The sequence below is a fragment of the Elioraea tepidiphila DSM 17972 genome (assembly GCF_000378465.1).
GTDB lineage: Bacteria > Pseudomonadota > Alphaproteobacteria > Acetobacterales > Acetobacteraceae > Elioraea > Elioraea tepidiphila.
The window spans coordinates 95086-116110 of sequence record NZ_KB899913.1 but is presented as its reverse complement, the minus strand read 5'-3'; the positions used below and the strand labels follow the sequence as shown (position 1 = coordinate 116110).

The window sequence follows — 21025 nt, the reverse complement described above, 5'->3', positions numbered from 1 at the left end:
AGGTCAAGGATGACGATGTTTCGTTCCATGCTTCTCGCCGCCGCCGGGGCGGTCGCGATCGCCGGGACCGCGGATGCGCAGAGCCGCATTCCGGTTGGCCATCTGATGGACAACTCGGGCCCGACCTCGGATGTCGGCGTGCCCTACGGCCAGGGGGTCGCGGACGCGCTCGCCTGGGTCAACCGCCGTGGTGGCGTTGCCGGGCGGCAGCTTGCCGTCTCGGGCTTCGATTACGGCTACCAGGCGCCGCGCGCGATCGCGCAGTACCAGGCCTGGACGCAGCGCGAGCGCGTGGTCGCGATCCAGGGCTGGGGCACGGTCGACACCGAGGCGCTGATCGCCTTCGTCACGCGCGACCGCATCCCCTACATCTCGGCCTCATACTCGGCGGCGCTCACCGACCCGACGGGGCGTGCGCCGCGCGCGGACAAGGCGGCACCGTTCAACTTCTTCTACGGCCCGTCCTACTCCGATGCGCTGCGCGCGATGATCATCTGGGCGGCGGAGGACTGGAAGGCGCGGGGCGGCCAGGGGCGGCCGAAATACGTCCACATGGGCGCGAACCATCCCTATCCGAACTCGCCCAAGGCGGCCGGCGAGGCGCTCGCGGCCGAACTCGGCTTCGAGGTGCTGCCGGCGATCCAGTTCGCGCTGACGCCGGGCGACTACACCGCGCAGTGCCTGGGCCTGCGCAATGCCGGCGCCAACTACGCCTATCTGGGCAACACGGCGGGCTCGAATATCTCGGTTCTGCGCGCCTGCCACACTGCCGGGGTGCAGGTGCAGTTCCTGGGCAATGTCTGGGGCATGGACGAGAACGCGATGAAGGCGGCCGGCGTGGCCGCGAACGGTGTCGTGTTTCCCGTGCGCACGGGCGTCACCTGGGGAGGCGACGCACCGGGCATGGCGGCTGTGCGCGAGATCAGCCGCGGTGGCGCCACCGCGGCGACCGAGTACCGCCCTGTGCACTACCTCGCCGGCGTCTGCAGCGCCATGTTGATGGTCGAGGCGATGCAGACCGCGGCGGCCAATGGCGGCCAGGTGACGGGCGATCGCATCCGCGAGGGGTTCTACGCGCGGCGCGACTGGGTGCCGCAGGGCTTCGAGGGCGTATGCAACCCGTCCAACTTCACCGTCGAGGATCATCGCGGTCAGATGCGGGTCGCGCTGTTCCGCTCGGTCGTGACGGGCGACACGACGCAGGGCTCGGTTGCCGAGCTGATGCGCGCTGGCACGATGCGACTCGATCCGGTGACGACGATCACGCTCGAGCGGCGTCAGGACTGGCTCGGCTGGTGAGCCAAGCGGGCGGGCGGCACGACGCCGCCCGCCTCTCGCGCGAGGGTCAGCCATGGACGGAACCGCGGCCGCCAAGGTCCAGCAACGCTGGGTGGACACACTGCCGGCGCTGCTCGAGGTGAACAATGTCGAGGTCGTCTACAACGACGTCATCCTCGTGCTGCGCGGCCTCTCGCTCAAGGTTCCGCAGGGGCACATCGTCGCGCTGCTGGGCGCGAACGGTGCCGGCAAATCCACCACGCTCAAGGCGATCTCGGGGCTGCTCAAGACCGAGGAGGGCGAGATCACGCGCGGCGACATCCTGTTCGCGGGCGAGCGGCTGAACGGCATCGACCCGGACCGGATCGTCCGCAAGGGGATCTTCCAGGTGATGGAGGGGCGCCGGATCATCGCCGACATGACCGTGCTGGAGAACCTTCGTCTCGGCGCCTTCACGCGCTCGGACGGCGATATCCGGCGCGACATCGAGATGGTGTACGGCTACTTCCCGCGCCTGAAGGAACGCACCGGGCTCGCGGGCTATCTCTCGGGCGGCGAGCAGCAGATGCTGGCGATCGGCCGCGCGCTGATGGCGCGGCCGAAGCTCGTGCTGATGGACGAACCCTCGATGGGGCTCTCGCCGCTGCTCGTGAAGGAGGTGTTCGGCATCATCCAGCGGCTCAACAAGGATCTCGGCATCACCATCCTGCTGGTCGAGCAGAACGCGCGGATGGCGCTGTCGGTCGCCTCCTACGGCTATGTGATGGAGCAGGGGAAGATCGTGCTGGACGGTACCGCCGAGGAACTCGCCAACAATGAGGACGTCAAGGAGTTCTACCTCGGCGGCCACGGCGCCGAGCGGAAGAGCTTCAAGAACCTGAAATCCTACAAGCGTCGCAAGCGCTGGCTGTAGCCCGATGCCGTCCGGCGAGTTCTTCGACGTCCTCGAGGTGCGCGATCCGCAGGCGCGCGAGGAGGCGCTGATGGGCGCGCTCGCGGCCCATGTCGCGCAGGCCAAGGCCTCGGCGCCCTACTACGCGCGCCTGCTCGCGGATGTCGATCCGGATACGATCTGCACGCGCGAGGCGCTCGCTGCGCTGCCGTTGACCCGCAAGTCCGAACTCGGCGCGATCCAGGCCGCGCATCCACCCTTCGGCGGACTGACAACACTGCCGGCGGGGCGGCTTCAGCGCATCTTCGTCTCGCCCGGCCCGATCTACGACCCGGAGGCAGGCGGGCGTGACTATTTCCGCTTCGGCCGCGCGCTCTACGCCACGGGGCTCCGCTCCGGGCAGATCCTGCACAACACGTTCTCGTATCATTTCACGCCCGCCGGCGTGATGCTGGAGCGCGGCGCGCGCGCGCTCGGCTGCGCGGTCGTGCCGGCCGGGCCTGGCAACACCGAGATGCAGGCGCGCGCGATCGCGCATATCCGCCCGCAGGCCTATTCTGGCACGCCCGACTTCCTCAAGACGATCCTGGACAAGGGGGACGAGCTCGGGCTCGACCTCTCCTCGATCCGCCGTGGCCACGTCACCGCCGGCCCCTTCTTTCCCGCGCTGCGTCAGTACTACGCGGCGCGCGGGCTGACCGTGCTGCAATCCTACGGCACGGCCGATCTCGGCCTGATCGCCTACGAATCCGAGGCGCGCGAAGGCATGATTCTCGACGAGCATGTGATCGTCGAGATCGTACGCCCGGGTACTGGTGAGCCCCTGCCCGCCGGTGAAGTGGGCGAAGTCGTGGTCACGCTGCTGACGCCCGAGTATCCGCTGATCCGTTTCGCGACCGGCGATCTCTCGGCGGTGCTGCCGGGCCCCTCGCCCTGCGGGCGCACCAACACGCGCATCAAGGGGTGGATGGGCCGCGCCGACCAGGCGACCAAGGTGAAGGGCATGTTCGTCCGCCCCGAGCAGATCGCTGAGATCGCCCGCCGTTTCCCAGAGCTCGGCCGGCTGCGCCTGGTGGTGGATCTCGCCGGCGACAGCGATGCGATGACCCTGCGAGTGGAGGCACCAACCTCGGCACCTGGCCTTGCCGAGCGGCTCGCCGAGACGCTGCGTGACGTGACCAAGCTCCGGGGGGCCGTCGAGATTGTTCCTCCGGCCAGCCTGCCGAACGACGGCAAGGTGATCGACGATCGCCGCCCGGTCGGGTGAGGCGTCGCACTTGCCGCACGGCAGGACTGGCGCGCATGATTGCCTGTCAGTTCGCGGATATCGACCCATGCTGCCCAACCGTTTGACCGCCCTCGAGTTCGACCACGGTGACGACATCGCGATGTTGCGCGACAGTGTGCGTCAGTTCGCCGCTGATAGGATCGCGCCGATCGCCGCCGAAATCGACCGGACGGATGAGTTCCCGCGCCATCTCTGGCCCGAGATGGGCGCGCTTGGCCTGCACGGCATCACGGTCGAGGAGCAGTACGGCGGGGTGAACATGGGCTATCTCGCCCATTGCGTGGCGATGGAGGAGGTGAGCCGAGCCTCGGCCTCGGTCGGGCTTTCCTACGGCGCGCACTCCAATCTTTGCGTCAACCAGATCAAGCTGAACGGCACCGAGGAGCAGAAGCGCCGCTATCTGCCGAAGCTGATCTCCGGTGAGCATCTCGGCGCGCTTGCGATGAGCGAGCCGGGGGCAGGGTCCGATGTCGTGTCGATGAAGCTGCGCGCCGAGAAGCGCGGTGACCGCTACGTGCTGAACGGCACCAAGATGTGGATCACCAACGCGCACTATGCCGAGACCATGGTGGTCTATGCCAAGACCGATCCGGCGGCCGGCAAGGACGGCATCACGGCCTTCATCGTTGAGCGTGGCTTCAAGGGATTCCGACCCGCGCAGAAGCTCGACAAGCTCGGCATGCGTGGCAGCCCGACCTCTGAGCTCGTGTTCGAGGACTGTGAGGTGCCGGCGGAGAACGTGCTCGGCCGGGTCGGCGGTGGGGTGCGTGTGCTGATGAGCGGGCTCGACTATGAGCGCGCGGTGCTCGCTGCAGGCCCGCTCGGCATCATGCAGGCGTGTCTCGACGTGGTCCTGCCTTACGTGCACGAGCGCAAGCAGTTCGGCCAGCCGATCGGCGAGTTCCAGCTCATCCAAGGCAAGCTCGCCGACATCTACACGACCTTCAACGCATGCCGCGCCTATGTCTACGCCGTGGCGCAGGCCTGCGACCGGGGGCGGGTGACGCGCAAGGACGCAGCCGGTGCGATCCTCTACGCCGCCGAGGCGGCGACGAAGATGGCGCTGGATGCGATCCAGATCCTCGGTGGTAACGGCTACATCAACGACTACCCGGCCGGCCGGCTGCTGCGCGACGCCAAGCTCTACGAGATCGGCGCCGGCACCTCCGAGATCCGCCGCATGCTGATCGGCCGCGAACTGTTCCGCGAGACCGCGTGACGCTGCTCCCGACCGCGATCGATCCACGCGCGGAGGGGTTCCGCGCCAACGAGGCGGTGAACCGCGCGCTCCTCGCCACGCTGCGCGAGCGTCTGGCCGCCGCTGCGGTGGGTGGTCCGTTGGCGGCGCGCGAACGCCACCTCTCGCGCGGCAAGCTTCTCCCGCGCGAACGTGTCGAGCGGCTGATCGACCCCGGCGCGCCGTTCCTCGAACTCTCCCCCCTCGCCGCGTTCGGGCTCTACGGCGGCGAGATCCATGCCGCCGGCATCATCACCGGCATCGGCCGGGTGGCGGGGCGCGAATGCGTGGTCGTGGCCAATGACGCCACGGTGCAGGGCGGCACGTATTTCCCCGTCACGGTCAAGAAACACCTGCGCGCGCAGGAGATCGCCGAGGAGAACCGTCTGCCCTGTCTCTATCTGGTCGACAGCGGCGGGGCGAACCTGCCGAACCAGGATGAGATCTTTCCCGACCGCGATCACTTCGGCCGGATCTTCTACAACCAGGCCCAGATGTCGTCGCTCGGCATTCCGCAGATCGCTGTCGTCATGGGGAGCTGCACCGCTGGCGGTGCCTATGTGCCGGCGATGAGCGACGAGAGCGTGATCGTCAAGGAGCAGGGCACGATCTTCCTGGGCGGACCTCCGCTGGTGAAGGCCGCGACCGGCGAAGTGGTGACGGCCGAGGAACTCGGGGGCGCGGATGTGCACACGCGCCTCTCCGGTGTGGCCGACCATATGGCGAACGACGATGCGCATGCGCTGGCGCTCGCCCGGCGTATTGTCTCGCGCCTGAACACCCGCAAGGTGCTGCCGGTGCCGGTGCGCGAACCTGTGCCTCCGCGCTACGACCCCGAGGAGCTCTACGGCATCATCCCGCCCGACGTGCGCACGCCCTACGAGGTGCGCGAAGTGATCGCACGCATCGTCGATGCCTCGGAGCTCGACGAGTTCAAGCCGCGCTACGGAACCACGATTGTCTGCGGCTTTGCACGCATTTGGGGCTATCCGGTCGGCATCGTCGCCAACAACGGGATACTGTTTTCGGAATCCTCCCTCAAGGCCGCCCATTTTGTCGAACTCTGCAGCCAGCGGAACATCCCGCTCGTCTTCCTGCAGAACATTGCCGGCTTCATGGTGGGCAAGACCTACGAGACCCGCGGCATCGCCAAGGATGGCGCGAAACTTGTGACCGCCGTCGCCACCACGTCGGTACCCAAGTTCACCGTACTGATCGGCGGTTCGTTCGGTGCCGGGAATTACGGCATGTGCGGCCGCGCCTACTCGCCCCGCTTCCTCTTCACTTGGCCGAACAGCCGCATCTCGGTGATGGGCGGCGAGCAGGCCGCGACCGTGCTCGCCACCATCCGCCGCGACAATCTCGCCCGCCAGGGCAGGGACTGGTCCGCCGAGGAGGAGGAGGCGTTCAAGGCGCCGATCCGTGAGAAGTACGAGCGCGAGGGCGATCCCTACTACGCCACCGCGCGCCTCTGGGATGACGGGATCATCGAGCCCGCGCGCACGCGCGACGTGCTGGGGCTCGCGATCTCGGCGGCCTTGAACGCGCCCATTCCGCCGACACGGTTCGGCGTGTTCCGGATGTGAGCGCGATGTTCCGCTCGCTGCTCGTCGCCAACCGGGGCGAGATCGCCTGCCGCATCTTCCGCACCGCGCGGCGCATGGGGCTGCGCTGCATCGCCGTCTATTCGGAGGCGGATGCACACGCGCTGCATGTCGAGCTGGCCGACGAGGCCTATCCGATCGGCCCCCCGCCCGCGAGTGCGAGCTATCTGCGCATCGACCGCATCATTGAGGCCGCACGCCAGGCGGGCGCGGAGGCGATTCATCCCGGCTACGGCTTCCTCGCCGAGAACGCCGAGTTCGCCGAGGCGTGCGAGCAGGCCGGCATCGTGTTCGTCGGCCCCCCCGCCTCCGCGATCCGCGCGATGGGCTCGAAGGCCGCGGCCAAGGCGGTGATGGCCAAGGCCGGCGTGCCCCTGGTGCCCGGCTACCACGACGATGTGCAGGATGACGCCCGCCTGGCCGCCGAAGCCGATCGCATCGGCTATCCGGTACTGATCAAGGCTTCCGCCGGTGGCGGCGGGCGCGGCATGCACATCGTCGAGCGCGCTGCCGATTTCGCCGACGCGCTCGCCGCCGCCCGCCGCGTCGCCAAGGCCGCTTTCGGCGACGATCGCGTGCTGCTCGAGCGCTATCTGCGCCGGCCACGCCACATCGAGGTGCAGGTGCTGGGCGACGCCCACGGCACGATCCTTGACCTCCACACGCGCGACTGCTCGGTGCAGCGCCGCTACCAGAAGGTGGTCGAGGAGGCGCCGGCGCCCGACCTGTCCGACACCGTGCGCGCCGGCCTCGCCAAGGCCGCGGTCGATTCGGCGCGCGCGGTCGGCTACCGCAATGCTGGCACGGTGGAGTTCATCGCCGAAGGCGACGCCTTCTACTTCATGGAGATGAACACGCGGCTGCAGGTCGAGCATCCCGTGACGGAACTGATCACGGGGCTCGACCTTGTCGAATGGCAACTGCGAATCGCGTCGGGCGAGGCGCTGCCGTTCAGCGAATCACCTCCCGCCTCCGGTCATGCCGTCGAGGTGCGGCTCTGCGCCGAGGACCCGACGCTCGACTGGCGCCCGGCGGTGGGGCGGCTCGACCGCTTCCTTCTGCCGGAGGAGGCATCCGGTGTGCGCATCGACACCGGCGTGCGTGAGGGCGACACGATCACGCCGTTCTACGACTCGATGATCGCGAAGGTGATTGCCCATGGCGAGGACCGCGCTGCGGCGTTGCGCCGGCTCAGCGCCGCTCTCGCGGCGATCCGCATCGACGGGATTGCGACCAATCTCGACCTGCTGCGCCGGATCGTCGGCCACCCGTCATTCCGCGCCGGCGATCTCTCGACCGGGTTCATCGCTGCCCATGCCGATGATCTGCTCGCCGCACCCCGGCCGCTGCCCGATCGCGCGCTGATCGCCGCCTCGGCCGCGCTGCTGCTCGACGAGCAGGACCGCGCCGAGCACTTCGCGCGCACCTCGGCCGATCCGCACTCGCCGTGGAACCGCCGTGATGGCTGGCGCCTGCACGGCGCCGCGTCGGCCGAGACCGAGCTGATCCAGGACGGCGCCGTCCGACGCGTGCGCGCCGAGTATGGCGACGGGTTCTGGCGCCTCCGATTCCGATCATCGACGGACGAGCCGGTCGCGCTGGCCCTGCGCGCCGGTCGCGGTCTCGACCACGACGCGCTGCTGCTGGACGTGGACGGGGTGCGCACCCGCGCGACCGTTCGCCGGTACGGCGACGATATCGTCGTCACCCTGTCCGGTCCCGAGCCGACCACCGCGACCCTCACCGTGCGGCATCAGATCGGCGCCGCCGCTACCGCGATCGCCAGCTCCGGTTCGGTCGTCGCGCCGATTCCGGGCCGGATCGTCAAGGTCATGGTCGAGCCCGGCCAGCCGGTTGCGCGCGGGGAGACGCTGGTGATCCTGGAAGCGATGAAGACGGAGCTGCGCATTGCGGCCCCAGCCGACGGCACCGTCACGCGCGTCACCGCACAGGCGGGGGACCTGGTGGCGGAGGGAACGGAACTGGTTTTCGTGGAGGCTGAATCGGCCGCATAGAAGCGGTTCAGCGCTGCGGCAGGGTGCGATCCACCTTCGCGAAGACGCGCCGTGCATGCGCGCAAACCTGCCCGTCGGAGGGGTGATCCGCGCTCTCGACACCGACGACACGGCCGCGATACTGCGGATCGTGCCGCTCGATGTGCCGCATGAGCGCGTGCTTGGCCTCGCCCGGACCGGTGATCAGCCATTCCTGTGCGCCGGACAGGGCCTCCACCACCTCGTGCAGGAACGCGTCATCGGCGTGCGCATGCTCGCGTGACTTGCCGCCGCGCGTATTGATGTGCCGATCGGGCACGCGGCCCTTCACGGTGATCGTCTCGGCCTCGGTCTCGGTGATGTGGAAGACCTTGGCCTCATGGTGATCCAACCAGACGACGGCGTGATAGTGGCTCATGTCCTGTCCTGAGGAAGTGTGTGGGAGCGGGTGGAGCGAGGTCAGCGCACGCTGACGATGCGGAACACCAGCGATTCGCCATCGGTCTCGCGCACCGTCACGTATTCGCCAGGACGGAAGACGTGGCCGTCGAGCTTGAACAGCGGCTCGTCATCGGCCTCGCCCGGCTCGTAGGAGAACGCCCAGCCGTGCCGGCCGTGGATCAGTTGGCCATGCTTGTCGGGTTCGTCCGGCCAGAAGCGGCGCACCGTACATTCGGCGCGGCGCTGCCGCCACGTCTCGACATCGAGATGCCCATCCGGTGTGAGCGGCACGTGCAGCTCATATCCGCGCGCGCTTGACCCCTCGGGAAAGCCGGGGTTGCGCGCCAGCAGCATCTGAACCGTGTAAAGCCGTGACATTGGTTCCTCCACACCGGGGAGCTTGCCGAAGCATGCGGCGCTGCAAATGATCTGGGTCAATCCTCGATCGTGGCGTTTGGCCAGCGACAGCGCGCTCCGGCGACCCAGGGTACGCCCAGGCGACCCGCTGGCGCCACATCCGCCCCTGACATAACGTCGCCACCCGTCGCGTGACCAGACAGGATTCGCCGATGCCCGACATCGATCCGATCACCATCTCGGTGGTGCAGCACCGCCTGCACGCGATCGTCGAGGAGATGGGCGAGGCGATGCTGCGCACCGCGTATTCCCAGATCCTGAACTCCAGCCGCGACTTCTCGACCGCGCTCAGCGACGCCGAAGGCCGACTGATCGCGCAGGCCGAACACGTGCCAATCCATGTCGGCGCGCTGCCCTGGGCGGTACGCTCGGTGCATGAGTACTTCCGCGGCCGCGTCAACCCAGGCGATGTGTTCCTGCTGAACGACCCTTATCGGGGCGGCAATCACCTGCCGGACCTCACCGCCTTCGTGCCGGTGTTCGACGGCGATCGGCTCGCCTTCTGGGCGATCAACCGCTCGCACCAGAGCGACATCGGGGGGGCCACGCACGGCGCCTACAACCCAGGAGCCACGGAGATCTGGCAGGAGGGCATCCGCGTCCCCCCGCTCCGGCTCTACGACCGTGGCCGCCTCATCGACGACGTCAACGAACTGCTCGTGCTCAACGTGCGCCATCCGCGGGATTTCCGCGGCGACCTCGCCGCCATGATCGGCTCGGCGCGCGTGGGCGAGCGACGGCTGCTCGCGCTCCTCGCCGAGTTCGGCTCGGCCACGACGCATGCCGCGATCGAGGCGGTGCTGGACGGTGCCGAGCGCCAGGTGCGCGCGGTGATCGCGCAATGGCCCGATGGCGTGTATTACGGGGAGGCGATGATCGACGATGACGGCCATCGCTTCCGCGATATCCACATCCGCGCGAAGGTGACCAAACGGGGCAGCGATCTGGAGGTCGATCTCAGCGACAGCCACGAGGAGGTCGATGGCTTCATCAACTCCTCCTACCCGAACACCTATTCCGCGGTGGTGGTGGCGCTGTCCTATCTGATCGATCCCGAAACGCCGAAGAACGATGGCGCGTTCCGGCCTGTGAAGCTGATCACCCGCGAGGGCACGATCGTGCATCCGCGGCCGGGCAAGCCGGTGACGCTCTGCACCAATTGCAGTGGCCAGGAGATCATCGAGGCGATCATCAAGGCGCTGGCACCCGCGTGCCCGGATCGCGCCATGGCGGGCTGGGGGCGGCGCTTCCGGATCGCGATCCAGGGTGTCGATCCACGCACACAGAAGCCCTTCATCTGGCACCTGTTCCAGGCACGGCCCGGCGGCGGCGCCTCGCCGGCGGGCGATGGCTGGCCCGGCGCGGGCGAATGGCAGGCGGCGGGCGGGATCAAGTTCGGCAGCCTGGAGGTGGCCGAGGTGCGTTTCCCGCTGTTCTTCCGCCGCCACGAGTTCCGCCCCGACTCGGGGGGCGACGGCAAGTACCGCGGCGGCCCGGGCGGCGACCTGGAGTTCGCGGTCGAGGTGGCCGAGCCCGCCGTCGCGAACACCGCGGGCGACGGCGTGAAGTACGGCGCCTGCGGCATCCACGGCGGGCTCGACGGTGCGCCGCACCACTACGTGCTGCGCTCGGCCGGACGCGAGGATCGCCCGCTCAGGACCAAGGAGGTCGGCATCGTCATCCGCCCGGGCGACGTGATCGCGGCGAAGTCGGGCGGCGGCGGCGGCTGGGGCGATCCGGCGGACCGCAGCGCGGAGGCGCGCGCGCGCGACATCGCGCTCGGCTTGGTCACCGGCGAGGCACGTTGAGCCATGGCCTGGACGATCGGCATCGATGTCGGCGGCACCTTCACCGATCTCGTCGCGGTGGATGACACGGGCCGTGTGATCCACACCAAATCGGCGTCCACGCCCGCCGACCAGTCCATGGGCGTGATGGACGGGCTTGCGCTGCTGGCCGAAGCGCTCGGCATCGACCGGGCTGCGATGCTCGCGGCGACGACCCGGATCGTGCACGGCACGACGGTCGCGACGAATGCATTGCTGGAGCGCAAGGGTGCGCGCGTGGGCCTGCTGACCACCGCCGGCCATATCGACGTGCTGGAGATGCGCGAGGGGCTGAAGGACGATCGCTACAACCTGCGTGTCCCTCCACCCGAACCCCTGGTGCCGCGCGACCGGCGCCTCGGCGTCGAGGAGCGCATCCGCCACGACGGCCGCGTCGAGACGGCGCTCAGCACGGCCTCGCTCTCGCAGGCGATCCACACGCTGAAGGCGAAGCAGGTGGACTCGGTCGCCGTCTGCTACTTCCACGCCTATCGTGATCCGACCCATGAGCGCATGACGGCCGAGGCTGTGCGCACGGCCATGCCGGGCTGCTACGTCTCGCTCTCCTCCGAAGTGCTGCCGCAGATCAAGGAGTACGAGCGGATCTGCACCACGGTGGTGAACGCCTATGTCGGGCCGGCGCTGCAACGCTATCTCGAACGCCTGGAGACGCGGCTGCGCGAGGCGGGGTTTTCGGGCCCGTTGCTGATCATCCAGTCGCACGGTGGGGTGGCGACGGTCGCGGATGCCGTGCGCCTCGCCGCCGGCGCGGTGCTGTCGGGCCCCGCCGGTGGTGTGGCTGGCAGCCGGCATGTCGCGCGGCTGATCGGACATGGCGACCTGATTCCCTTCGACATGGGCGGCACCAGCACCGACATCTCGCTGATCGCCAGCGGCGAGGCCGCGATCTCGTCGGACCGCAAGCTCGCCGGCCAGCGTGTGGGGCTGCAGAGTCTCGACATCGTTAGCATCGGCGCGGGGGGCGGCTCGATCGCGCGGGTGGATGCGGGCGGCGTGCTGCATGTCGGGCCCGAGAGCGCGGGGGCCCAGCCGGGGCCGGCCTGCTACGGCCGCGGCGGCACCGTCGCGACCGTGACGGATGCGAATCTCGTGCTCGGCTATCTCGACGCGGCGAGCTTCCTCGGCGGACGGGCGACGCTCGACACGCAAGCCGCCGAGCGGGCAGTGGATCGGATCGCCGCGGCACTCGGGGTCGATCGCATGGCCGCTGCGGAGGGGATCCATAGGGTGGTCAACACGCGCATGGCCGAGGGCGTACGGCTGGTGTCGGTACGGCGCGGGATCGATCCGCGCCGCTTCGCCCTGCTGTCCTTCGGTGGCGCCGCGGGGCTGCACATCACCGAGATCGCGCGCCAGCTCGACCTCTCGCGCGTGATCGTGCCGCGTCTCGCCGCCGTACTCTCGGCCTGGGGGATGCTCGCCTCCGATCTGCGCTACGAGCTCGCGCGTACCCATATCGGCGATGCGAGCCGGCTGTCCGCGGACGGTCTGCGGCGCATCTACCAGGAGATGGAGGAGGAGGGCCGCCGGCGGCTCGCGCAGACCGGTTTCGAGGGAACGGTGCAGGTGCGCCGGTCCGCCGACATGCGCTACGGCGAGCAGATCTTCGAGATCCCGGTGCCGCTCGATGGGCTCGACTGGTCGCGCGCCGACCTGCTGGCTCAGATGGCCGAGGCGTTCCACACATGCCATGAGGCGCTCTACACCTACGCCCTGCGTGATCAGGAGGCGGTGCTGGTGAATGCGCGCGTTGCCGTGATCGGTGTCCTGCCCGCGCTGCCCGCGGAGCCGCCTCGCGCGGCGACCGCGCCGGTCGGGCCACGCGCGCACCGCCGCGCGCATCTGGGCGTCTGGCAGGACGTGCCGGTGTTCGCCTTCGACGACCTCGCCGCCGGGCAGAGCGTCGCGGGGCCGGCGATCGTCGAGTCGAGCACGACCACCGTGCTGTTGCGCGAGGGCGATCGCGCCGAGGTCACGACGTTCGGCTGGCTCGACATCGCGGTGCGCGGCCGGGCGGACGCCTCGCGATAGCGTCAGACGCGCGCCCGCCTGCGCCAGGCGCGCGGCGTCAGTCCGGTGGCACGCCGGAAGCGGTGGTTGAAGGTGGAGAGGTCGTTGAACCCGGCCTCCAGCGCGATGGCCGCGATCGCCTCGTCGCTGCGGCGCAGGCGGAGCGCGGCACGGTGCAGCCGGCGCAGCAGCACGAAGCGATAGGGTGTGGTTCCGGTCACGGCGCGGAAGCAGCGCAGGAAGTGGAACGGACTCATGCCTTCCGCGCGCGCCAGCGCCACGAGTGACACCCGCTCCGATGGATCGGCCTCGATCCGGCGGACGATCCGGCTGATCCGCCGCTCGTCGCGCAGGCTTGGCGCTGGCCCCGTGGATGGGGCCTCGGCCAGTGCGCCGAGCACCGTGCCGGCGAGTGCCACCGTCAGCTCCTCGAATGCCTCCTTCTCGCCCGCGTCGCGCGCCGCCTCGGCCGCGGCGAGGATCGGCACCATCGCGTCGGCGGGCGGCAGGCGGGGTGCGGCGAAGGTGGTTCGGCGCACGCCCTTCACCCCGGCGGCGACCTGCTCGACGAAGGCGGGCGTCATCTGGAACGACAGGCATCGGTCGCCGCGCCCGTGCTCGTGCCCGCAGCGATAGCACTGGCCGGGATTGCCGAGCAGCAGCGAGCCCGGCGCCATCACCGCCGAACCCGCGCTCGACCGGTACTGGAACGTCCCTGCAGTCACCGCCGAGATCGACGGTCGTTCGTGTTGCTCCTCCTCGCCGCGGTCGTGCGGACCGGCGGTGCAGATCACGTCGAGGACGTACCAGCCCGAGCCCGAGGCAACACGGCGCGCAGTGATCGGCATGCGAACAGGATAGCAACTTTCCCCAAGAAGCGCTGCCTGTCCGGGTCTACAGCCGTGGCTCCCGACAGCGGCAACGGACATGACGATGATCGCCTCTTCCTTCCTCGACGCCCTGCACGCCGATGGTCCGGCCCCGGACCTGGCGGAGCGGATGGGGCTCTACGCCTTCCTGGTCGGCAGCTGGACCATGCACGCGACGGTGCATGGTGACGACGGCGCCGCGCATCGCGGCATCGGCGAGGTGCACGCATCCTGGGTGCTGGCCGGCCGTGCCCTTCAGGACGTCTGGATCCTGCCCGGGCTGTTCCACGGCACCACCCTGCGCATCTACGATTCCGCGCTCGATGCCTGGCACATCCTCTGGCACGACCCGCTGAAGCAGTACTACGCGCGCCAGACCGGCAGGGCGCGCGATGGCGGCATCGTGCAGACCGGCTGGACCGACACCGGTGAGGCCGTACGATGGAGCTTCGCCGAGATGACGCCGGACTCGTTCCGCTGGCTTGGCGAACGGTCGCGCGACAGCGGCCGGACCTGGGGGCTCCAGGCCGATTTCAGGGTCCGGCGCGTCACCGCGCGCGCGGCACGCCCGCTTGCGGAGGCATGCGCATGATCGACCATCTGTCCCTCGGTGTGTCGGACATCGCCCGCGCGCGGCACTTCTACGACGCGGTCCTCGCCCCGCTCGGGCATCGCTGCCTGAGCGCGGATGCGGGCTCTCTCGGCTACGGGAGCGAGGCCGTGCAACTCTGGATCCTGAAGGTGGATCGCCCGGTTCCGGCCGATCCGCAATCCGGCCTGCATGTCTGCTTCGGGGCGCCGACGCGCGCGAGCGTCGATGCCTTCCACGCGGCGGCGGTGGCGCAGGGCGGGGCGGACAACGGCGCGCCCGGGCTGCGCACCGACTACGCACCCGACTACTACGCGGCCTTCGTCACCGACCCCGACGGCTACCGCCTCGAAGCCTACTGCAAGCTGTCGGCCTGATCCGTCACCGGCACTCGAGCACGCGGAGGTCATACACCGCGTGCTCGAGCATGTTCAGCGCCGGGCTTGCGGCGAACATCCATCCCGCGAACACGCGCTGCCCGTTCAAACGGTTATCCTTCACCGTCAGCCACGCGGCCGCGTCGGGCTGCTCGTCCGGCGGGCGGCGATGGCAGGCGGCGACCTCGATCTCCAGCGTCCCGAATCGGACCGTCTGGCCGACCCGCGCCTCGATGGTGGAGATGCGCGCCGTGACCTTGTCGAGCGCCTGCAACTCGGCGGTCTGGCCCGGGATCCAGCCGGGACCCTGGGCGAGCGCCGGCATCGCGGCCAGCGTGAACGCCAGTACCAGCCGTCTCATCGCGCCCCCGGACCCGGCGCTCTCAGGCCCTCGACCAGTTCGGCGAGCAGACGCTTCATCTCCGCCGGATCGACACCCATGAGCACTGCGTCCTCATAGGTGTCGCGCAGCGTCTCGGCGAGTTCCTGCCAGTTCTCCTCTAGCACCTTAATCTTCTCGCGGCAGGAGACCGGGGCGCCGTCGGGCTGCAGCCACAGTCGCGGCGGGGCCGCGCCCATCTCAGCCTCCGGGACGCGCCGGAGGGGCCGGCGTGCCGCGCTGCTGCTCCGCCTCCCGCCCGACGGTCGCGACCAGATCGGTGACGCTGAAGATGAAGCGACCGAGCAGCGCCTCCAGGCTGACCGCCGACTGGGTCGCCTCGATCACGCCGCCGGGCGCCAACATCCTGTCCGCACCGCCAGGCACCAGCGCGATGTAGCGGCCGCCGAGCAGGCTCTCGGAAGTGATCTCGGCCGAGGTGTCGACCGGAAGCTGGATTCCCGGATCGATCTGCATGGTCACCACCGCGAGATAGGTCTCGCGGTCGATACGTTGATCGACCACGCTGCCGATCTTGACGCCCGAGAGCCGGACATCCGCCCCCTGCGACAGCCCGTCGATGCGGTCGAACTTCGCGGTCAGCACGTAGCCCTGCGTGAAGGAGCGGCCTGAATGCGTGACCGCGTAGAACAGGAACACAGCGGCGACCGCGAGCACGAGCGCTCCGGCGAGGATCTCGGCGACATTCCTGCGGTTCATCGGGGGGGCGCGGTGTCCATGTCGGGCGTCCAGGCCTCATAGTCGCCGGTGGCGCGGGCGCGTCGGCCGCCCTCGAGCTCATGGCCAGGCGGGCGGTAAGCCGCCGCTGTTCCGGTGAGGTTGGGCTGATGCTCCTGCTGCCAAGGGTAGCGCCTGTCCTCGGGCAACGGCGCGTCCGTGGTGTAGTGCAGCCAGGCATGCCACTCTGGCGGCACTTCCGACGCCTCGGCCTCGCGCGCGTACATCACCCAGCGGCGCTGACGCATGCCGGGGCGGGCGCGGCGCTCCTCATAATAGGTGTTGCCGAACCGGTCGGTGCCGACCTTGCGGCCGCGCCAGCGCGTGAACAGGCGGGTGCCGATCGTCATGGCCGCGAGTGCTTCCTTCGCCATCTGGGGCGCGGGTTTTTCGCATGCGGGGTAGGGTCGCGTCCAGCCGCACGGACCTACCGCATCTGGTGTGCGGGGCTGGAGGCAACCGCAAGATAAGCTTCCCCCGACACGGCGGCCGGGCTATCGTTTGGCCCGACGACCAAGGCCCCTGCGCCCGGAGCGGCATGAGCGAGTCCTGGGACGGTTACGCTGCCCTTCCTCACCGGGTCGGTCCCGACGGCCGGGCGGGGCGCGTGGTGCTGCTGCCGCCGGCCTATGACGACGATGCGGCCGCCGCCTTTGCCGGGTTGTCGCCGGCGCCTTCGCTCGCCGCCGCGATCGAGCCGCTGCTGCGCGACTGGATCCGCCTGGGGTTGGCGCGCGGCGCCCTTCCGGGGCGCGTCGAGGCCGGGCTTTGGGCCGATGCGCTGCGGCACCAAGCGGCGCTGCGCCGGGGGCTGCCGGCCGAGGCGCTCTGGCACGGTCCCCGCGGGCGCGAGCGCGCCTGGCTGCTCGACCTAGCCGCGTTCGTCGAACCCGACCAGAGCATCGCGGCTGGCGCCTTGGGTCGCGCCGCTGCCGCGGCCGTCACCGCGCTGGAGATCGCGGGGCCGCCCGATCCGGTGCGTGCCGTTGCCGTCATTCCCGCCAATCTGGCGGGCGCGCTGATGGCCGCCGGTGTGCCCTATGCTTGGCCCGAGGGCCGTGCGACTGCCGCGGCGCTGCTGGCCGTGGTGCTCGGCGCGGCGGCCGAGGCGTCCGCGGCGCTCGCGCTCCGGCTTGGGCCCTGCCCGGCCTGGACCGACCGGCGGGCTGGCGTGCTGCGCGCCCTCGAGGCCACCATCGCTGCGCTGCCGCCGGGGGCGGAGGCGGGCCTCGCCGGCGCGGCCTCCGCCGCGCTGGAGCGCGGTTTGGTCGCGGCGCGCCGGCATGGGCTGCGCGTGCTTGGGCTGGTCGCGCTGCGGCCCGCCGACCAGGTCGAGCGGCTGCTCGGCGCCGACAGCGCGGGGCATGCGCCGGTCGTGTCGATCGTGCGCTCGGTCGACGGTCCGGACGGACGGCCGCGGCGGACGCTTGCGCCCGCCGCCGCGCGGGCGATCCTCGCACTCGGACTGCCCGCCAGCGAGCGGGACGCGGCCATGGCCCATATCGTCGGGCGCGGGACCCTGTCGGGCGCGCCGCATGCCGCGTTGGCGCGGCTGGTGGCTCTCGGCGTCAGGCCGGAGTCGGTCGAACCGCATCTGCGCGGTGCCGTGTCGCTCGCCCATGCCGTGGCGCTCGCCGCGCCCGGCGTCAGGCTGCCGCCCGATGATCCGCTCCTCGCTGGGCTCGAACGCCACGCGATCGGTGCCGGGACGGCGGACGAGGCGCCGTTCCTGCCCGCACGGCTGCGCGCCGCGCTGGCGGAAGGGGCCGAGCCGTCGGCGCGCGAGGCGATGGCGCTCGCCGTGGCGCCGTTCCTGCGGCTCGGGTTGGACGTCGCCGCCCCGGCGAAACCGCGGCGGCCACCCGCGCACTCTCCGCACGCTCTGGCCCACGCGCATTGACGCGGCTAGACCAGATCGCCCCCGGCTGAATGGAGCCGTGGGCGTGACCATGCCCGGAAGTCCGGGGTCGGCATGCAACCGTAAAGGGGAGACCGCACATGGCCGGAAGGATCGAGGCGCGCCTGAAGGAGCTCGGCATCGTGCTGCCGGAGGCAGCGGCGCCGATGGCGAATTACGTGCCGTTCGTGCTCGCGGGGACTCTTGTCGTGATCTCGGGCCAGGTGCCGCTGAAGGACGGCAGGATCGCCGTCACCGGCAAGGTGGGCGCCGGCCTGACAATCGAACAGGGGCAGGAGAGCTGTCGGCTCTGCTTCATCAACGTGCTCGCGCAACTGAAGGCCGCGTGCGGCGGGGACCTGGATCGGGTGAAGCACGCGGTGCGGCTTGGCGGGTTCATCTCATGCCCGCCGGAGTTCACGCAGCAGGCGCAGGTGATGAACGGCGCGTCGGATCTGTGCGTCGCCGTGTTCGGCGATGCGGGGCGGCACGCGCGCACGACGATCGGCGTGCCGTGTCTGCCCGGGGATGCCGCAACGGAAGTGGAAGGGATGTTCGTCCTGGCGGGGTGAGGGGCCTTCGGCCCTTCGTCTCAGGCGCCTCACCTCCGTCGTCGAAGGCCCACCGCCCGGGTTGCCGCGTCCATTTCGAAGACGTTATGCCTCGACAGCCCGCTCGATGCTATCATCATCTCCCGATGAGCTTTGGGGGGGGATATATGGGCAAGCGGATCATTGTCTGTGCAGACGGAACCTGGAACCAACCGGAAAGTCCGAAGACACGCGGCCGCTCGACCAACGTGCTGCGCCTGCTGCGTGCGATCAAGCCGACGGCGGCGGACGGCACGCCGCAGGTGGTATATTACCGGCGCGGCGTCGGCACCGATGGCTGGCTGTACCGCTTCATCGACGGAGTGACGGGACGCGGGCTCTCGCGGAACGTGCAGGAGGCGTATCGTTTCATCGGCAACAATTACGACTGGGCCCGGCACGGCAACGAGGCCGAGCGCGACCGGATCTATCTGTTCGGCTTCAGCCGCGGCGCCTACACGGTGCGCAGCCTCGCCGGGCTGATCGGCACGATCGGGCTGATCGAGAAGACCAAGCTCGGTGATCTGATGGACGGCTATGACTACTACCGGATCGATCCGCGCCGGCCGGAGCTGCGCGCCGCGCACCCGTTCCACTCCCGCGCCATCGAGATGCCGCGCCCGGTGATCGACTGCGTCGGTGTTTGGGACACGGTCGGCGCGCTCGGCGTGCCGGGCGGCGTGTTCAACGTCCTGAACCGGCGCTTCCGCTTCCACAACACCGAGATCGGCCATGCGGTGCGCCACGCCTATCAGGCGCTGGCGATCGACGAGCATCGCAAGAGCTTCGCGCCGGCGGTCTGGCAGCTCCCGAAGGACTGGCGCGGCGAGATGGAGCAGACATGGTTCGCCGGCGCGCATTGCAATGTCGGTGGCGGCTACGCCGATCACGCGCTCTCCGACATTGCGCTCGCCTGGATGGCGGAGCGGGCGATGCGCTGCGGTCTCGATCTCGATCGCGACTATCTCGCGCGGATCGGCTTCCCGACCGAGCCCGGGGCGTCGCACCGGGCGGCGATGGGCGACGAGTACAAGGGGCTCTATCGATGGCTCGGCAGCCGGCACTTCCGCGACGTGGCGACACCGGGCACGACGATCCATGCGAGCGTGTGGCGGCGCTGCCGCGACCTGGCCGACTATCGGCCACGCAACATCCCGGAGCTGGAGACGCGGCTCGCGACCTGGACGGCCGCGCATCCCGACGATCGCGGCACGATGCTCGCCTGAAGGAGCGGGCGCGCGCCGGTCCGAAGCACCCTCACCCTCTCTCGGAGGGAGAGCGATTGTCGCGTCACCACGGGGTTCCCTCTCCCGCGATGCGGGAGAGACTCCGGTTGCAGCCGCGCCCGCCTCGGCTAGCTCGGCTCCTGCAGCGGCACGCCAGCATCGCGCAGGATCTTCGAGTAGCGCTCGACGCCTTCGCGCACGAGGGCCATCACCTGCTCGGAGGTCTCGTAGCCGGCCCGCGGCGTCACGCCGGCGAGCTCGGTGAGCCGCCCCGCGTTCTGCTGGATCGCGGTCTGGAAGGCGCTCCCGAGCGCCGCCGCAATCGGAGCCGGCGTGCCGGCCGGAGCGAGGATCGGGAAGAACTCCTCGTGGATCACGCCCGGGATTCCGGCCTCGGGCGCGCTCGGCACGTCGGGCAGCGCCTGACTGCGCTGCTCGCTCAGCACGGCGAGCGCGCGCAGGCCGCCGGCCCGCACCTGGCCGATCGACGAGGCCATGGTGGGCGAGCCGACCTGGACCTCGCCCGCGACCAGCGCGACCACGCTCGGTCCGCCGCCGCGATACTGCACGATCTCCACGTTCACCTGGGTGATCGAGCGGAACAGTTCGGCGGCGACATGCACGCCGCTGCCGATCCCGGCCGAGCCGAAATTGAAGCGTCCCGGATTGGCCTTCAGCAGCGCCACCAGCTCCTGCGCCGTGCGCGCCTGCACCTGCGGATTGACGACCAGCACATGCGGCGAGAACCCGCCGACCGCGAGGCCGACGAAATCGGTCACCGAGTCGTACGGCACCCGGGCGACGATCGCGGGCACCGTGGCATGGGCGCTGTTGATGAGGATCGTGTGCCCGTCCGGCGCGGCGCGCGCGACGAGCTCGGCGCCGATCATGCTGCCCGCGCCCGCCCGGTTCTCGATCACGATCGGCTGGCCGAGCGTCTGCGCCGCGGCCTCGGCGATGATGCGGCCGACGATGTCGTTCGAGCCGCCGGGAGCGAAGGGCACGATCAGGCGGATCGGCCGCGAGGGCCTCCACGCCTGCGCGCGCACGACCGACGGCGTGAGCCCGGCGGCAAGGGCAAGGGACAGGGTCTGACGGCGAGTCGGCATCGAGGGCGTCTCCCTTGTTTCTGCGGCGCTTGGGCCCCGGGGCGAGGCTGCGCGGCCTTTTGATCTCCTTGACATATCGTCATCGGCGCGACGCCGCCAGACCTCAGATGGGTCGCGCTCTCTCAGGGCGTGCGCGCCTGCCGGGGCGGGACGCGTCCGAGTCCGACCTGTGCACAGCTCATCCTGCGGTTCGCGCGGTCGATCCTGTCGCGTGCGGCCCTGCGCGCGGCGCGTGGGGCGATC

Annotated in this window: 21 protein-coding genes; 13 read left to right on the top strand and 8 right to left on the bottom strand. The window is 70.0% G+C overall.

The annotated features are described in order from the left end of the window. Positions 1-27 precede the first annotated feature (27 nt). The 6 genes from F563_RS0104700 (at position 28) to F563_RS0104675 (ending at position 8314) form a co-directional block, all read left to right on the top strand. Positions 28-1299, top strand: a complete 1272-nt coding sequence (locus F563_RS0104700; RefSeq protein WP_245557096.1) for an ABC transporter substrate-binding protein — start codon at positions 28-30, stop codon at positions 1297-1299. 52 nt (positions 1300-1351) lie between these two features. Continuing rightward, positions 1352-2191 carry an ABC transporter ATP-binding protein gene (locus F563_RS0104695; RefSeq protein ID WP_019013490.1) on the top strand — a complete coding sequence of 280 codons (840 nt, stop codon included), beginning with the start codon at positions 1352-1354 and terminating at the stop codon, positions 2189-2191. Between the two features lie 4 nt (positions 2192-2195). After that, the gene (locus F563_RS0104690; protein WP_019013489.1) at positions 2196-3437 is read left to right on the top strand and encodes a phenylacetate--CoA ligase family protein; all 1242 of its coding nucleotides are present in this window, start codon (positions 2196-2198) and stop codon (positions 3435-3437) included. Between the two features lie 67 nt (positions 3438-3504). Then, positions 3505-4677 carry an isovaleryl-CoA dehydrogenase gene (locus F563_RS0104685; RefSeq protein WP_019013488.1) on the top strand — a complete coding sequence of 391 codons (1173 nt, stop codon included), beginning with the start codon at positions 3505-3507 and terminating at the stop codon, positions 4675-4677. Beyond that, entirely contained in the window at positions 4674-6281 is a 1608-nt protein-coding gene (locus F563_RS0104680; protein ID WP_019013487.1) for a carboxyl transferase domain-containing protein, read from the top strand. The genes F563_RS0104685 and F563_RS0104680 overlap by 4 nt, the downstream gene beginning before the upstream one ends. 5 nt (positions 6282-6286) lie before the next feature. Continuing rightward, entirely contained in the window at positions 6287-8314 is a 2028-nt protein-coding gene (locus F563_RS0104675; protein ID WP_019013486.1) for an acetyl/propionyl/methylcrotonyl-CoA carboxylase subunit alpha, read from the top strand. A 7-nt stretch (positions 8315-8321) separates the two neighbouring features. Here the strand turns inward: F563_RS0104675 and F563_RS0104670 are convergent, their stop codons facing one another. Together F563_RS0104670 and F563_RS0104665 are read right to left on the bottom strand one after the other, a co-directional pair. Beyond that, positions 8322-8711, bottom strand: coding sequence for a hypothetical protein (locus F563_RS0104670; protein ID WP_019013485.1), 390 nt, complete (start codon positions 8709-8711; stop codon positions 8322-8324). Positions 8712-8752: 41 nt separating this feature from the next. After that, complete coding sequence (locus F563_RS0104665) at positions 8753-9112, bottom strand: hypothetical protein (RefSeq protein WP_035574696.1); 360 nt, start codon at positions 9110-9112, stop codon at positions 8753-8755. Positions 9113-9303: 191 nt separating this feature from the next. Here F563_RS0104665 and F563_RS0104660 point away from each other — a divergent pair, with 191 nt between their 5' ends. Together F563_RS0104660 and F563_RS0104655 are read left to right on the top strand one after the other, a co-directional pair. Further along, positions 9304-10959, top strand: a complete 1656-nt coding sequence (locus tag F563_RS0104660; protein WP_019013483.1) for a hydantoinase B/oxoprolinase family protein — start codon at positions 9304-9306, stop codon at positions 10957-10959. 3 nt (positions 10960-10962) lie between these two features. Further along, complete coding sequence (locus F563_RS0104655; RefSeq protein ID WP_019013482.1) at positions 10963-13029, top strand: hydantoinase/oxoprolinase family protein; 2067 nt, start codon at positions 10963-10965, stop codon at positions 13027-13029. Positions 13030-13031: 2 nt separating this feature from the next. Here the strand turns inward: F563_RS0104655 and F563_RS0104650 are convergent, their stop codons facing one another. Further along, positions 13032-13856 carry a helix-turn-helix transcriptional regulator gene (locus F563_RS0104650; RefSeq protein WP_019013481.1) on the bottom strand — a complete coding sequence of 275 codons (825 nt, stop codon included), beginning with the start codon at positions 13854-13856 and terminating at the stop codon, positions 13032-13034. A gap of 85 nt (positions 13857-13941) precedes the next feature. On the opposite strand from F563_RS0104650, the gene F563_RS0104645 reads away from it, so the two are divergent. Beyond that, positions 13942-14469 (top strand): hypothetical protein, encoded by a 528-nt coding sequence (locus tag F563_RS0104645; RefSeq protein ID WP_035574694.1) that lies wholly within the window; start codon positions 13942-13944, stop codon positions 14467-14469. Next, entirely contained in the window at positions 14466-14843 is a 378-nt protein-coding gene (locus F563_RS0104640; RefSeq protein WP_026299333.1) for a VOC family protein, read from the top strand. The genes F563_RS0104645 and F563_RS0104640 overlap by 4 nt, the downstream gene beginning before the upstream one ends. 4 nt (positions 14844-14847) lie before the next feature. On the opposite strand, the gene F563_RS0104635 is transcribed toward F563_RS0104640, so the two are convergent. The 4 genes from F563_RS0104635 to F563_RS0104620 are packed head-to-tail and all read right to left on the bottom strand — an operon-like array spanning position 14848 to position 16310. Then, the gene (locus F563_RS0104635; protein ID WP_019013478.1) at positions 14848-15204 is read right to left on the bottom strand and encodes a DUF2155 domain-containing protein; all 357 of its coding nucleotides are present in this window, start codon (positions 15202-15204) and stop codon (positions 14848-14850) included. Further along, on the bottom strand, positions 15201-15422 hold the full coding sequence (locus F563_RS0104630) for a hypothetical protein (RefSeq protein WP_019013477.1): 222 nt from the start codon (positions 15420-15422) through the stop codon (positions 15201-15203). The genes F563_RS0104635 and F563_RS0104630 overlap by 4 nt, the downstream gene beginning before the upstream one ends. Position 15423: 1 nt before the next feature. Beyond that, positions 15424-15942: an outer membrane lipid asymmetry maintenance protein MlaD gene (gene mlaD, locus F563_RS0104625; protein WP_019013476.1), complete on the bottom strand. Its 519-nt coding sequence runs from the start codon at positions 15940-15942 to the stop codon at positions 15424-15426. After that, on the bottom strand, positions 15939-16310 hold the full coding sequence (locus tag F563_RS0104620; protein WP_035574692.1) for an NADH:ubiquinone oxidoreductase subunit NDUFA12: 372 nt from the start codon (positions 16308-16310) through the stop codon (positions 15939-15941). Before F563_RS0104620 ends, mlaD begins: the two co-directional genes overlap by 4 nt. A gap of 188 nt (positions 16311-16498) precedes the next feature. Between F563_RS0104620 and F563_RS0104615 the strand changes: the two genes are divergently transcribed. From F563_RS0104615 to F563_RS21580, 3 genes are all read left to right on the top strand, one after another. Then, on the top strand, positions 16499-17860 hold the full coding sequence (locus tag F563_RS0104615; protein ID WP_156825063.1) for a hypothetical protein: 1362 nt from the start codon (positions 16499-16501) through the stop codon (positions 17858-17860). 98 nt (positions 17861-17958) lie between these two features. Beyond that, positions 17959-18429 (top strand): RidA family protein, encoded by a 471-nt coding sequence (locus tag F563_RS0104610; protein ID WP_019013474.1) that lies wholly within the window; start codon positions 17959-17961, stop codon positions 18427-18429. A gap of 86 nt (positions 18430-18515) precedes the next feature. Continuing rightward, positions 18516-19673 carry a phospholipase effector Tle1 domain-containing protein gene (locus tag F563_RS21580; RefSeq protein ID WP_084596383.1) on the top strand — a complete coding sequence of 386 codons (1158 nt, stop codon included), beginning with the start codon at positions 18516-18518 and terminating at the stop codon, positions 19671-19673. Positions 19674-19801: 128 nt separating this feature from the next. On the opposite strand, the gene F563_RS0104600 is transcribed toward F563_RS21580, so the two are convergent. Further along, positions 19802-20782: a Bug family tripartite tricarboxylate transporter substrate binding protein gene (locus F563_RS0104600; protein ID WP_019013472.1), complete on the bottom strand. Its 981-nt coding sequence runs from the start codon at positions 20780-20782 to the stop codon at positions 19802-19804. Positions 20783-21025 lie beyond the last annotated feature (243 nt).